Annotated in this window: 12 protein-coding genes and 1 pseudogene; 8 read left to right on the forward strand and 5 right to left on the reverse strand. The window is 71.6% G+C overall.

Annotated features, from left to right (window positions below; all coding sequences use genetic code 11):
* Nucleotides 1-14: 14 nt before the first annotated feature.
* The 4 genes and pseudogenes from ACEZHJ_RS05565 to ACEZHJ_RS05580 all read right to left on the reverse strand — a co-directional run bounded on the left by ACEZHJ_RS05565 (nt 15) and on the right by ACEZHJ_RS05580 (nt 5,168).
* Nucleotides 15-725: an acetate/propionate family kinase gene (locus tag ACEZHJ_RS05565; RefSeq protein ID WP_371807603.1), complete on the reverse strand. Its 711-nt coding sequence runs from the start codon at nt 723-725 to the stop codon at nt 15-17.
* Nucleotides 726-787: 62 nt separating this feature from the next.
* A pseudogene (locus ACEZHJ_RS05570) lies at nt 788-1,207 on the reverse strand (acetate kinase); the annotation flags it as partial.
* Nucleotides 1,200-2,636 carry a bifunctional enoyl-CoA hydratase/phosphate acetyltransferase gene (locus ACEZHJ_RS05575; protein WP_018718041.1) on the reverse strand — a complete coding sequence of 479 codons (1,437 nt, stop codon included), beginning with the start codon at nt 2,634-2,636 and terminating at the stop codon, nt 1,200-1,202. The gene ACEZHJ_RS05575 and the pseudogene ACEZHJ_RS05570, both read right to left, overlap by 8 nt.
* A 54-nt stretch (nt 2,637-2,690) precedes the next feature.
* Nucleotides 2,691-5,168 carry a plasma-membrane proton-efflux P-type ATPase gene (locus tag ACEZHJ_RS05580; protein WP_018718042.1) on the reverse strand — a complete coding sequence of 826 codons (2,478 nt, stop codon included), beginning with the start codon at nt 5,166-5,168 and terminating at the stop codon, nt 2,691-2,693.
* Nucleotides 5,169-5,375: 207 nt separating this feature from the next.
* Between ACEZHJ_RS05580 and ACEZHJ_RS05585 the strand changes: the two genes are divergently transcribed.
* From ACEZHJ_RS05585 to ACEZHJ_RS05610, 6 genes are all read left to right on the forward strand, one after another.
* On the forward strand, nt 5,376-5,999 hold the full coding sequence (locus ACEZHJ_RS05585; RefSeq protein ID WP_163139533.1) for a cation transporter: 624 nt from the start codon (nt 5,376-5,378) through the stop codon (nt 5,997-5,999).
* 11 nt (nt 6,000-6,010) lie between these two features.
* Nucleotides 6,011-6,688, forward strand: coding sequence for a class I SAM-dependent methyltransferase (locus tag ACEZHJ_RS05590; protein ID WP_018718044.1), 678 nt, complete (start codon nt 6,011-6,013; stop codon nt 6,686-6,688).
* Nucleotides 6,689-6,700: 12 nt separating this feature from the next.
* Nucleotides 6,701-7,012: a hypothetical protein gene (locus ACEZHJ_RS05595; RefSeq protein WP_018718045.1), complete on the forward strand. Its 312-nt coding sequence runs from the start codon at nt 6,701-6,703 to the stop codon at nt 7,010-7,012.
* A 164-nt stretch (nt 7,013-7,176) separates the two neighbouring features.
* Nucleotides 7,177-8,499, forward strand: coding sequence for a M23 family metallopeptidase (locus ACEZHJ_RS05600; RefSeq protein ID WP_018718046.1), 1,323 nt, complete (start codon nt 7,177-7,179; stop codon nt 8,497-8,499).
* Nucleotides 8,496-9,347 (forward strand): cytochrome c oxidase assembly protein, encoded by an 852-nt coding sequence (locus ACEZHJ_RS05605; RefSeq protein ID WP_051088211.1) that lies wholly within the window; start codon nt 8,496-8,498, stop codon nt 9,345-9,347. The genes ACEZHJ_RS05600 and ACEZHJ_RS05605 overlap by 4 nt, the downstream gene beginning before the upstream one ends.
* A 114-nt stretch (nt 9,348-9,461) precedes the next feature.
* Nucleotides 9,462-10,082: an SCO family protein gene (locus ACEZHJ_RS05610; RefSeq protein WP_018718048.1), complete on the forward strand. Its 621-nt coding sequence runs from the start codon at nt 9,462-9,464 to the stop codon at nt 10,080-10,082.
* A gap of 8 nt (nt 10,083-10,090) precedes the next feature.
* On the opposite strand, the gene argH is transcribed toward ACEZHJ_RS05610, so the two are convergent.
* Entirely contained in the window at nt 10,091-11,491 is a 1,401-nt protein-coding gene (gene argH, locus ACEZHJ_RS05615) for an argininosuccinate lyase (RefSeq protein ID WP_163139529.1), read from the reverse strand.
* A gap of 165 nt (nt 11,492-11,656) precedes the next feature.
* Here argH and ACEZHJ_RS05620 point away from each other — a divergent pair, with 165 nt between their 5' ends.
* Both ACEZHJ_RS05620 and ACEZHJ_RS05625 read left to right on the forward strand, forming a co-directional pair.
* A complete protein-coding gene (locus ACEZHJ_RS05620; protein WP_026321059.1) occupies nt 11,657-12,682 on the forward strand; it encodes a sensor histidine kinase in 1,026 nt (341 codons plus the stop codon).
* The gene (locus ACEZHJ_RS05625) at nt 12,663-13,400 is read left to right on the forward strand and encodes a LytTR family DNA-binding domain-containing protein (protein WP_018718051.1); all 738 of its coding nucleotides are present in this window, start codon (nt 12,663-12,665) and stop codon (nt 13,398-13,400) included. The genes ACEZHJ_RS05620 and ACEZHJ_RS05625 overlap by 20 nt, the downstream gene beginning before the upstream one ends.
* Nucleotides 13,401-13,402: the final 2 nt, after the last annotated feature.

Here is a 13,402-nt window from a genome sequence, read left to right on the forward strand (position 1 = left end):
AAAGGCCGCACGCCTCAGGCGTGACGGCGCAGCAGTGCGAGCGTGTGTTCGGCGATCATGCGCTCCTCGTCGGTGGGGATGACCCACAGCGCCGGGGTGCTGTCCGCGGTGCTGATGCATGGTCCGCCGCGGGTGTTGGCGTCGTGGTCGAGGCGCGCGCCGAGCCATTCCAGGCCGGCGCTGACGCGCTCGCGGATGGCGGCGGCGTGCTCGCCGATGCCGGCGGTGAACACCACGGCGTCGAGTCCGCCGAGGGCGGCGGCGAGCGAGCCGATCTCGCGCACCGTGCGGTAGACGAACAGCGCCACGGCCTCGGCGGCGGCGGGCGCATCGCTGTCGAGCAGCGCGTGCATGTCGTCGCTGATGCCGGAGACGCCGTAGAGGCCGCTGTGGCGGTAGAGCAGGTCCTCGATCGCGTCCGCCGACAGGCCCTCGCTGCGCATCAGGTGGAGGACGACCCCGGGGTCCAGGGCGCCGCAGCGCCGGCCCATGGGCAGGCCGTCGAGGGCGGTGAAGCCCATGGTGGTGGCCACGCTGCGCCCCTCCGAGAGGGCGCACAGGCTGGCGCCGTGGCCGAGGTGGGCGACCACCGCGCGCCCGCGGGCCGCCGCCGGGTCGTAGGCTGGCAGCGCGCCGGCGATGTACTCGTAGGACAGACCGTGGAAGCCGTAGCGCAGCACTCCCTGATCGCGGTAGCGCCGCGGCAGGGCGAACCACTGGGCCACCGGGGCTGGCTGCGGTGGAAGGCGGTGTCGAAGCACGCCACCTGGGGCATGTCCGGGTGCGAGGCACGGAGCTGGCGTACCGGCTCCAGGTTGTGGGGCTGGTGCAGCGGGGCCAGGGGTTCCAGCGAGGTGAGGTAGTCGAGCTCGGCGTCGTCCACCCGCACCGGGGCATGGTGCCGCGGGCCGCCGTGGACCACCCGGTGGCCGACGGCGCGGACGCTGCGCCCGCTGCCCACGTAGTCGTCGAGCCAGCCCACCAGCCCGGCGATGAGCGAACCCTCGTCGCCGTCGGCGGGCAGGGCCGGGGCATCGACCGCGGCGCCCCCGGCGTCCTCGGCGGTGAATTGCGGGGCGTCGCCGATGCCCGCCAGCTCGCCGTGCAGCGCCCGGCTGAGGGCGTCGCCGGCGTCCACGTGGTAGAGCGCGAACTTTACGCTGGAGGAGCCGGCGTTGAGGACGAGGACGGCGTCTCCCTCACCCATGGCCGTTGCCCCCGCCGGCGGCGTGCATCAGTGCTGCTGTGGCGCAGGAGGCCATGCGTGCGAGCTCGTCGTCCGCCCGGCTGGTGAGCGCGATGGGCACCTGCGCGCCGAGCACCACCCCGGCGGCGGCGGCGTGGGAGATGTACTCGAGCTGCTTGGCAAGCATGTTGCCGGCCTCCAGGTCCGGGGTGAGGAGGATGTCCGCGTGGCCGGCGACCGGCGAGCGGATGCCCTTGGTCCGCGCGGCGTTGACGTCGACGGCGTTGTCGAAGGCGAGCGGGCCGTCGAGCACCGCACCGGTGATCTGGCCGCGGTCCGCCATCTTGCAGAGCACGCTGGCGTCGACGGTGCACGGCATCGCCGGGTTCACCGTCTCCACAGCGCAGAGGATCGCCACCTTCGGTGCCTCGGTGCCCAGGGCGTGGGCGAGGTCGACGGCGTTCTGCACGATGTCGACCTTGTCCGTGAGCGAGGGGGCGATATTGATCGCGGCGTCGGTGATCAGCAGCGGGCGGTCGTAGCCGGGGATGTCCATGACGAAGACGTGGCTGAGCCGCCGTCGCGTGCGCAGGCCGGTGTCCGTGTCCACCACCGCGCCCATGAGCTCGTCGGTGTGGAGCATGCCCTTCATGAGCGCGTCCGCCTCGCCGGTGTGGACCAGTTCCACCGCGCGGTTGGCGGACTCGCGGCCGTCGCCGGCGGGGACGATGCGGTAGTCGTCGATGGCGAGCCCGGCGCGCCCGGCGGCGGCGCGGATATCCGCCTCGGGGCCGACCAGCACCGGGACGATCAGGCCGGCCTCGGCGGCGCGTACGGCGCCGAGCAGCGACGCGTCGTCCACCGGGTGGACCACCGCCATGTGCAGCGGGGGCAACGCCCGCGCCGACTCGATCAGCCGCCGCAGGCGGTCGCCGTGGTCGAGGACCTCCACGTCCGGCAGCGCGGTGCGCTCGCGCCGGACCTCCTCCTGCGGCGGCAGGACCTCGGCGGTGCTGCTCACCAGCACGTTGCCGTCCCCGTCCAGGCACAGGCACTCCATGACCACGCGGCCGCTGTCGGCGTGCTTCTCGGCGACGCGCACGGTGACGGTCACCGTGGTGCCCAGGGCGATGGGGCGGACGAAGTCGAAGGTCTGACGGGCGTAGATGGTGCCCGGCCCCGGGAGGTGGGTGCCGAGGACGTTGGAGATCAGCGCGCCGGCCCACATGCCATGGCCGATCAGGGTGTGGAAGACGTGCTCCTGGGCGAAGCGGCGGTCCACGTTGAGCGGGTTCACGTCCCCCGAGATGGCGGCGAATGCCGCGATGTCGCGTTCGGTGAGCTGGCGTACCAGGCTCGCGGTCTGGTCGACCTTCAGCTCCTCGAAGGTGTACCCCCTCAGCAGGCCGTCGTCGTCCGTTGTCGTGGTCTCGTCACCGCAATGGCTCATTGCCGTTCACCCCGCAGCGTGGGTTGCCGGCGCGCCCGGGGGCGCCGCCGGGGCTCAGTGGCCGTGCATGCTCGACTCGAACCGCCGCAGGTGGCGGTTCTGGTAGCCCGCGCCGTAGCGCATCAGCCGCCCGAGCAGGACCTTGGCCGTGTCGTTGACCAGGAACTCCGCGAACGAGAAGGCCCACACCAGCACCACCAGGCGCCAGTCCAGCGGCGTGATGAACCAGCCGAACAGCGCCGCCAGCGTGCCCAGGACCTGGGTCGCCTCGAGGGTCACGAACAGCTGCCAGCTCGGCCACGGGCGCTGCCAGAACGGCCCGTCCGAGCGGGTGATGAACAGTGTCATGTGCCCGGCGACCAGCAGCTTGAGGAAGATCAGCGTCTGCAGCGTGTCGCCGTCCAGCCCCAGCGGGTGGCGCCCGAGCCAGTAGAGGATGAAGGTCGCGATCACCCCGAGGGCGCCGATCAGCGACGCCTCGCAGAGCGTGCGGGTCATGTCCCAGCGCCTCGGGTGATCGGCCACCGGGGCGTTGTCGTAGGCGATCATCATGATGGGCACGTCGTTGAGCAGGGCGAGCAGCACGATCATGATCGCGGTCACGGGGTAGACGTCGAAGACGACGATGCTCAGGGCGATGAACAGCAGCACCCGGATGGTCTCGGCGATGCGGAAGGTGGCGTAGCTGTTCATCCGCCGGAAGATGCGCCGGGCCTCCTCCACCGCGGTGGCGATTACCGACAGACCGGCCTCGGTGAGGACCAGATCCGCGGCGGCGCGGGCGGCATCGGTGGCGCCGCTGACCGCGATGCCCACGTCCGCGCGGCGCAGCGCGGGGGCGTCGTTCACGCCGTCGCCGGTCATGCCGACGATGTGGTCGGCGGACTGCAGCGAGGAGACGATGGCGTGCTTGTGCTCCGGCAGCACCTGGGCGAAGCCGTCGGTGGCCTCGATCTGCTCGTTGTCGGGGGTGCGGCCGTCGGCGAAGCGCTCCTGCGCGGAGACGATGCGCTTGCCGAGTCCGAGGCGCGTGGCGATCTGCCGGGCGATGGCGAGGTGATCGCCGGTGAGCATGCGCACCCGGATGCCCATGTCGTGGAGGCGCCCGATCACCGCGCCGGAGTCCTCCCGCGGCGGGTCGTAGAGGGGGATCAGGCCGAGGAACGTCCACGCCCCGCCGTCGTTGCGCGCCACGCCGAGGGTGCGGTAGCCGTCGGCGGCGAAGCGGTCGGTGGCCTCGCTCACCTGCCGTGCGAGGTCATCGTCCACATCGCACATGCCGAGCACCACCTGCGGGGCGCCCTTGGCGAAGCGGACGCGCTCGCCGTCGCGCTCGGCGGTGGCCTCGCTGTGTTTGCTCACCGGGTCGAACGGCACGAAACCGGTGACCCGGTAGGCGTCCAGGGCGGAGGCGTCGGAGAGGGCGGCGAGGATGGCGGTGTCGATGGCGTCCGGTTCCTCGCTCTCGTCGCGCTCGGCGGTCAGTGCCGCGGCGAGCAGCACCGCGGCCTCGTCGGCGTCCCCGAACGGGGCGATCTCGCCGACGGTGAGCTGGTTGCAGGTGAGCGTGCCGGTCTTGTCGGCGCACAGCACGTCCATGCCGGCCATCTCCTCGATGGCCACCAGCCGCGAGACGATGGCTTTCATCCGCGCCAGGCGCTCGGCGCCGATGGCCATGGTCACCGACAGCACCGCCGGCAGGGCGACCGGGATGGCGGCGACGGTGAGGATGAGCACGAAGCGGATGGTCTCCAGCGCCGGGGCGTGGCGGAACAGCGAGACCACCACGATCAGCGCGACCAGTCCCAGCGTGCCGAAGATCAGGAAGTTGCCGATGCGCAGCACCGCGCGCTGGAAGTGGGAGCGCCCGCTGCCGGCCTGGACCAGCTGGGCGGTGCGGCCGAAATAGGTGTCCATGCCGGTGGCCGTCACGACGCCGGTCATCTCACCCTGCTTGGCGGAGGAGCCGGAGTAGGCGGTGTCGCCGGCCTGCTTGTCCACCGGCAGGGACTCGCCGGTGAGCGCCGACTCGTCCACGCTCAGGTACTCACCCCGGCACAGACGCAGGTCGGCGGGGATGACGTTGCCCATGCGCACCGCGATGACGTCGCCGGGCACCAGCGTTCGCGCCGGCACCGTGCGCCACTGACCGTCGCGCAGGACGTGGGCGTTGAGCGCCAGGCGTTCGCGGAGCCTGTCGATGGCGGAGTCCGCCTTGTGCTCCTGCCAGAAGCCCACGCCGGCGTTGACCACGAGCATGGTGAGGATCACGGCGAGGTCGGCCCAGTGGCCCACCGCGGCGGAGAGGATGGCCGCCGCCTCGATCATCCAGGGGATCGGGCCCCAGAGGTAGGAAAGCAGCTGGCCGAGGACGCTGTGGCCGTTCTCGGCAAGGGTGTTTTCGCCGTAGCGCGCGAGCCGCTCCTGCGCCTCGGCCTCGGTGAGGCCCCGGTCCAGGTCGGTTTCCGGGGGTGCCTCCGCCGCGGTCTCGGCGGCCGGGCGGCCGGTATCGGAAGGGTCTTCACGGGACACTGTCGCCTCCCTGGCAGCACGCCGCGTCGCGGGGCCACCGGGCCCCGGCGGGGAACGGCCTCGCGGTCTTCCCTGTGCTGCGCTGCAATATAAGCTATGCCCGTGTGGCCTGCTCCGTCAATGCCCGGCGCGGGGGTGAAAGCTTTACCTTGTAGTCACTATAAGGATTACCGTACCGGTCAGGATCGATGACGAGTGAGGTGTGCGATGGCCGGTTGCTGTCACGACGACGACTGCGCGGCAAGCGCCCTGGCGGAGCGTCAGGCGCGCATGCTCTGGGTCGTTCTGGTGATCAACGCGGTGATGTTCGTGGTGGAGTTCGGCGCCGGCTGGGTCGCCGGATCCACCGCGCTGCTCGGCGATTCGCTGGACATGCTCGGGGACGCGCTGGTGTACGGCTTCAGCCTCGTGGCCGTGGCTCGCGGGGCACGCTGGAAGGCCGCGTCGGCGGGGCTGAAGGGCGGAATCATGGCGGCCTTCGGGATCGCCGTGCTGCTGGAGGCCGGTGCCAAGGCCCTGTGGGGCGTTGCGCCGGCCTCCGGGCTGATGGCCGGTATCGGCGTGCTGGTGCTGCTCGCCAACGCCGCCTGCCTGGTGGTGCTGACCCGCCATCGCGGCGATGACGTGAACATGAGCTCGGCGTGGGTGTGCTCACGCAACGACATCGTCGCCAACGTCGGCGTGCTCGTCGCCGCCGGCGCGGTGGCGCTCACCGCCAGCCCGTGGCCCGACATCCTGGTGGGCACGGCGGTCGCGCTGCTGTTCCTGCGCTCGGCGGTGCGGGTGCTCGGCGACGCACGGCGATCCTGGGACGCGGCGCCCGCCGGCTGAGGCCCGGGAGCGTGTCCCGCCTGTCCGCGGACGGCGCCTTTGCCCGGCAGGTCTACACCCGTATCGCCGGGTACTACGACCCGCTGCTGTGGCTGTTCGTGCCCATGGGGGTGCGGCTCGGGCGTTACCGGGCCGCGCTGGTGGACGGCCTGGCCCTGGCTCCGGGGGACACGGTGGTCGACCTCGGCTGCGGTACCGGGCGTAACCTGCCCCGGCTCGCCCGGGCCGTGGGCCCGGCGGGGCGGATCATCGGCGTGGACGTCAGCGCCGGCATGCTCGAGCGGGCCCGCAGGCGTGCCGACGCTCTCGGACTCGACAATGTCTCGCTGGTGCAGGCGGATTTCCTGCAGTGGGCGGGGCCGGGGCGGTCCGTGGACGCGGTGTGCGCGGCCCTGACCCTGGGCATGAGCGGTGATTACCCGGTGGTGATCGACCGTGCTGCCGGATGGCTTCGGCCGGGCGGCCGGTTCGGGGCGCTGGAGATGCAGGCCCCGGAGGGCTGGCCGGCCTGGCTGGTCCGCGCCGGGGTCGCGCTCAACCGTGTCTTCGGTGTGCGTCCGGAGCAGATCACCCGACGGGTGGACCAGGCGCTGCTCGCCCGTCTCACGCCGGTTTACCACCGCTACTACTACGGTGGGGTGTTCACCCTGGCCGTGGGATGTGTGGACGAGAGGACGCTGCCGTCATAGGCTTGCGGACCCATGAAGTGCATCGCCCGCATCCTGATCCTGCTCGTCGCGTTCTCCGTCGTCGCCCACACGGCGGAGGCCGGCGCCGAGATCGCCGCCCACGCCGACGCGCCTGTCGCAGCGGCGACGCCGGATTCCGCGGACGGTGATCAGCCGGTCGCCGCGCCCGGGATGCATGAGTGCCATCTTCCGGCGCACCTGCCGGCACTGGCACCGGCCTGCCCCCTGCCCATGCACGCCCGCTCCGAATCGCCCCTTGCCCGCCCCGGTCTGCGCCTCACCAGCGTGGACCGGGCGCCGGTAACACCGCCCCCGACCACCTGAGTCCAGCTCCCCGCCGTCCGGCCGGTTTTCCCCGGAGGACGGGCGTTGTGCCGACCACGGCGGCCGCCGTTCACGCGCCGGCGGACCGTGCGCGGCAACCCCCTGTTTACCACCGCTTCCGAAGCCCTGTGCCTGGTGTTCGGGGGCGGCCGAGGAGTCACACCATGCAGCTGCGAAACCGTTTCCTGCTGACCGCCGCGGTGCTCGCCGCGGGGGCGGCGGTCCTGCCCTTTCCGCAGGCCACACACGCGAGTGCCGGCGGGGATGCTTCCGACGTGACACCCGCACCGGCGGCGCGTGCCGGTGCCGACCCGGAGGCGGTGCCGCCCGGTTCACCACCCGGGCGGCTGACCGTGCGCGCCGGCGACACCCTGCTCGGGCTGTTGGGCAACGAGCTGGACCTGGACGCCGCCGAGGCGATGCGGGTCGTGCAAGCGCTCTCCGGGGTGATGGACGCCGGCGCGCTACGCCCGGGCCAGACACTGGTTCACGTCCTCGACGAAGACGGTGGGGGACCGCGCCTACGCCGGCTGAGTATCCGCACCGACGCGGACACGCGCGTGCTCGTCTCGCGGACGGACGGTGGCGGGCTCGAGGCCCGGGAGCGACGGGTGGCGCACCGGCGGACCACGCGCACCGTGCGCATGCGGGTCGACGGCGGGCTGTACCCGGCGGCGATGCGCGCGGGGATACCGGAGGCGGTCCTGATCGCCGCCTACCGCCGTCTCAGTGGCCGTATCGACTTCCAGCGGGACCTGCGTCGGGGCGACGAGTTCGCCGTCGTCTACGAGCGCTTTGTCCACGAGGACAGTGCGGCAAGCCATGACGGACGCCTTCTGGCCGCACGCATCGGCCAGGCTGGCGGAGAGCTCGCCGTGTTCCGGCCCGGTGGCGGGACCGACGGCGGGCGGGACGGTTTCTACACCGCCGACGGTGCCAGCGTCGCGACGTCGCTGCTGCGCACGCCGGTGAAGGGCGCGCGCCTGTCCTCGCTGTTCGGCCGGCGGGATCACCCGGTCCTCGGCTACACCCGCATGCACGAGGGCCTGGACTTCGCCGCGCCACGGGGCACCGCGGTCCGTGCGGCGGGCGATGGGCGTGTCGTCCGCGCCGGGCCGTTCAGCAGCTACGGCAACTACGTGCGTATCCGCCACGACAACCGCCTGCAGACGGCCTATGCCCACCTGTCCGCCTTCGCCGACGGGATCGGTGACGGCGATCGGGTCCGCCAGGGCGAGGTCATCGGCTACGTCGGGGCCACCGGCACCGCCACCGGTCCGAACCTGCACTACGAGGTCCTGCGCGGCGGCGAGCCGGTGGACCCGCGGGCGCTGGACCTGCCGCCCCGTCGCCGGCTCACAGGGGAGCGGTTGCGGACGTTCCGCGAGCGTATCCGTCCGCTGCGCGTGGCCATGCACGGCGGCGCCCGCAACGCCGCCGCGGCGCATCCCGCGCTGATGCTGGCCGACTACGCGGTGCGGCGATGACAGGCGACGGGTTAAGCGTGCTGGCCGGGGTGGCGGGGTTTCTCCGGCCCTACGAGTGGCAGCCGATGGTGAGCCTCGCGGTGGCCGTCGCCCTGCTCCTCTATCTCCGCGGTATTGCATGCGGGGCACGGCCGGGGGTCGTCCGGGCGGCGGCCTTCCTGGTCGGCCTGGGGGCGATGTACGCCGTCACCCAGACCCGCTTCGACTACTTTGCCCAGTACGTGTTCTTCATCCACCGCCTCCAGCACCTGGTGCTCCACCATATCGCCGCGATCCTCATCGTGCTCGCCAACCCGTTGCCGGTGCTGGCGGCGGGGATGCCGGCACCGGTCCGTGACCGCGTGATCGCACCGGCGTGGCGCAGTGCCCCGGTGCAGGGCGTCTACCGCTTCGTCCAGCATCCGCTGGTGGCCTCGCTGCTGTTCGTCGGGCTGATCTATCTCTGGCTGACCCCGGCAGTGCACTACAACGCCATGCTCAGCCGCGAGCTCTACACGGTCATGAACTGGAGCATGGCCATCGACGGGCTGCTGTTCTGGTGGCTCGCCCTCGACCCGCGCCCGCCCGGGCCGGGGCATTACGCCATCGGCTTCGGCAAGCGCTGCCTGATGCTCGCGGCGGTCGCCTTCCCCCAGATCTGGTTGGGCGCATACATCGTCATCGAGGGTGGCGGCATCTACGACTACTACGAGGTCTGCGGTTCGCCCTGGCCGATCGACGCCACCACGGACCGGGTGCTGGGCGGCATTTTCACCTGGATACCGGCGGCCATGATGAGCGTGCTCGGCACGGTCATCGTGCTGGCCTACTGGTATCGCAGCGAGCGCGGCCCGACCTCCACGCACTGACAAGGCCGGGCGTCGTATCCAGCAGGCCCTCTGGAACAGGAGACCATGGACATGAGGATTCGCCGCTTAATCCGTCCCCGCCGCCGTCATGCACGCCGCACCGGCGGGAGGGCAGTGACGACGTGGGGGGCGCGGCTGCACGTACTCACCGCCATCATCGCCCTGGCCGTCGTTCTGGCGGCCTGCAGCGAGCCGGAATGGCGGACCAGCGATATCCGCGGCCAGTTCCCGGCGTTGCAGTTCCGTCTCACCGGCGAGTCGGGCAGCGTGATCACGGAAGACGACATGGCCGGCAGGATCGTCCTGCTCTTCTTTGGCTATACCTCGTGCCCGGACGTCTGTCCGGGCACACTGGCGCGCCTGAGCCGCGTGATGCAGCGGCTGACGCCGGCGCAGCGCGAGGACACGCGCGTCCTGTTCGTCAGCGTCGACCCGAGGCGGGATTCGCCGCAGCGCCTGGCGCGCTACACGTCCGCCTTCGGCGAGGGCTTCATCGGCCTGACCGCCGGGACGGGCCGGCTCCGCGAGCTGGCGGCGCGCTACTACACCACGTTCTCCTACGGCGAGCCGGACGCGGAGGGCAACTACCCGGTCAGCCACAACGGCTCGGTGTTCGTCTTCGACCGTGACGGTACGGCGCGGCTGCGGATCACGGCGAACGACGCCGGCGGTGTGCCCAGCGACTCCGTCGAGGCGATCACCGCCGACCTGCAGCGGCTGCTGGCCTCCGGCTGAGGCGGTGCTCAGCCGGCCTTTTCCCCGAGCCGCTGCCGGGCCGCGGCCACCTGGGCGCGGACCTGCGCGGGAGCGGTGCCGCCGGTGTGGTCCCGCGCGGCCACCGATCCCTCCAGGGTGAGGACCTCGAAGACGTCCTCGCCGATGGCATCGGAGAAGCCCTGCAGCTCCCCCAGGGACATCTCCGCGAGGTCCCGCCCGCTCTCGACGCCGTGGCGCACGGCGCGCCCGACGATCTCGTGGGCGTCGCGGAAGGGCACGCCGCGGCGCACCAGGTAGTCGGCGAGGTCGGTGGCGGTGGCGAAGCCCCGGCGGGCCGCCTCGCGGGTGTTGTCGCGCTTGACCGCGAGGTTCGGGACCATGTCCGCGAAGGCCCGGAGGCTGGCGATCACCGTGTCGGCGGCGTCGAACAGCGGCTCCTTGTCCTCCTGGTTGTCACGGTTGTAGGCGAGCGGCTGGCCCTTCATGAGGGTGAGCATCGCCTGCAGCGCGCCGTGGACCCGGGCGGTCTTGCCGCGGACCAGCTCGGCGACGTCCGGGTTCTTCTTCTGGGGCATGATCGAGCTGCCGGTGCAGTAGCGGTCGGGCAGGTCGATGAAGTCGAACATCGGCGAGGTCCACAGCACCAGCTCCTCGGCCATGCGCGAGAGGTGGGTCATGATCGTGGCGCCGGCGGAGAGGAACTCGATGGCGAAGTCGCGATCGGAGACCGCGTCCAGGGAGTTGCGGCTGGGCGTATCGAAGCCGAGCTCCGCGCAGGTCATGGCGCGGTCCACGGGGAAGGTGGTCCCGGCGAGCGCGGCCGAGCCCAGGGGCATGACGTTGGCGCGCTCACGGCAGTCCCGCAGCCGGCCCTCGTCGCGCACCAGCATCTCGTACCAGGCGAGCATGTGGTGGCCGAAGGTGATCGGCTGGGCCACCTGCAGGTGGGTGAAGCCCGGCATGATGGTCTCCGCCTCCTGCTCGGCGAGGGACACCAGCCCGTACTGGAAGCGGCGCAGCAGCGCGACCGCCTCGTCAATCGCCTCGCGCAGCCACAACCGCACGTCCGTGGCGATCTGGTCGTTGCGCGAGCGCCCGGTGTGCAGACGCTTGCCGGCGTCGCCGATGCGCTCGGTCAGTCGCGCCTCGATGTTCATGTGCACGTCCTCGAGGGACGGCGACCAGGGGAACTCGCCGCGCTCGATCTCCTCGCCGATGGCGTCCAGGCCCTCGACGATGGCGCGGGTGTCCCCGTCGGAGAGCACGCCGACGCGGTTGAGCATGCGCGCGTGCGCCTTGGAGCCACGGATGTCCTGGCGGTAGAGACGGCGGTCGTAGTGCTCGGAGGCGGTGAACGCCTCGACGAAGGCATCGGTGGCCTCGGTGAAGCGCCCGGTCCAGAGCTGGCTGGCGGTCTTGTCGGTCATGGTGGCCCCTGGCCTCTGCTGCGTGGGTTAAGGCGTTGGCGGAGTATACTAGACAGACAGGTGCGATACGCGCCGCGGCGCTTGCGCCCGGCGCCGTTCCATGGCCATGCTGGAGCCGCCACGTGCACGGCACGGAGGGCGTGCCGCGGGCAACTGGGGGAGACTGTGGCGGCGAGGGAAAGCTTTCTCCCGGACTTCTGTGCCAGAACGAGCGTGCTCACGGTGGTGATGACCGCCGAGCTGCTCGCCTTCGTGCTGGTGCTGGTCCAGCCCGACGGCGGCTGGCAATCCCTGGGGCTGATCTCGTTGCTGGTGCAGTGGATCGCGCTGGGGAGCTCGGCGCTGCTGTGCTATCTGCGTCCCCGCCTCGCGCGGTTGTCGGGCCCGCAGGCCGCGATTGCGAGCTATATGCTGGTGCTCGCGGTGACCGCCGCGGTCGCCGAGGGGGCCTGGTGGCTGGCGGCGCCGGTGACGGCGGGACATCCCCTGTTCCTGGCACGGGTGCTGGCCGTGGCCGCCATCGTCGCGGCGGTGGTGCTGCGCTATCTCTACGTCCAGCACGAGTGGCGCCGGCGCATGCGCGCTGCCGCCGAGGCGCGCAACGAGGCGCTCCAGGCCCGCATCCGCCCGCACTTCCTGTTCAACAGTCTGAATACCATCGCCTCCATGATCCCGGTGGCGCCGTCCCGGGCCGAGCGCCTGGTCGAGGATCTCGCCGACCTGTTCCGCGCGAGCCTCGCCGGCGGCGACCGGCTGGTGCCGCTGGCCGACGAGCTGACCCTCGCCCAGGGCTATCTGCGCATGGAGCGCGAGCGCCTCGGCGAGCGGCTGTCCGTGGCCTGGGACGTGGACGCGCTGCCCCGTCACGCCCTGATCCCGCCGCTCACGTTGCAGCCGCTGTTCGAGAATGCGGTCTACTATGGGATTGAGCCCCGGCGTAACGGAGGGACCCTGACAGTGAGCGGACGGCGTGATGCGGACATGCTGGAGATCGCGCTGATCAACCCGGCCCCGGAGCGTCCGGGGCGCAGCACGGGCTTCGGCATGGCGCAGGAGAACGTGCGCGAGCGCCTGGCGCTCGCTTTCGGCCATGAGGGACGCCTGGAGGCCAACGGCCACGATGGCGTCTATCATGTCACAGTGCGGTTTCCCTACTGGCGAGGGGTGGCCGATGAAGATACTCATCGTTGATGACGAGGCCCCGGCCCGCCAGCGGCTGGCGGGGATGATCGCGGAGCTCGGCGACTGCGAGGTGGTCGGCGAGGCCGCGGACGGCGAGGAGGCGCTGGTGCTCACCGAACGCGTCCGTCCCGACGTCGTGCTCCTGGACATACGCATGCCGGGACCCAACGGACTGGAGGTGGCGGCCCGCCTGAGCCAGTCGTCCCAGCCGCCGGCGATCATCTTCACCACCGCCCACGGGGATCACGCCCTGCAGGCGTTCGAGACGGCGGCCATCGACTACCTGTTGAAGCCCCTGCGCTCCGAGCGGCTCGCCGCCGCGCTGGCCAAGGCCCGCCGGCTCAACCGAGCGCAGCTCGAGGCGTTGCAGGTGCCCGAGACCGACGGCCGTGAGCACATCCTCTGCCGCCGGCGCTCCGGTATCGAGCTCGTGCCGGTGGACAGCGTGCGCTACTTCATGGCCGACCAGAAGTACGTCACCGTCAAGCATGCCCGCGGCGAGGACCTCATCGAGGACTCGCTGCGCAAGCTCGAGGACGAGTTCGGCAACCGGTTCGTACGCATCCACCGCAAGGCGCTGGTGGCCCGGGACCGTCTCGTCGGCCTGGAGCGGGGCGGCGACGGGCGGACCTACGCCGTGCTCGAAGGCACCGACGACCGTCTCGAGGTCAGCCGGCGGCATCTGCCCCACGTCCGCAGCCTGCTGAGGTCGGCGCGCGTGAGTTGACC

Origin of the sequence: Arhodomonas sp. KWT2 (assembly GCF_041949875.1) — a bacterium.
In the GTDB taxonomy this organism is placed as follows: Bacteria; Pseudomonadota; Gammaproteobacteria; order Nitrococcales; family Nitrococcaceae; genus Arhodomonas; species Arhodomonas aquaeolei.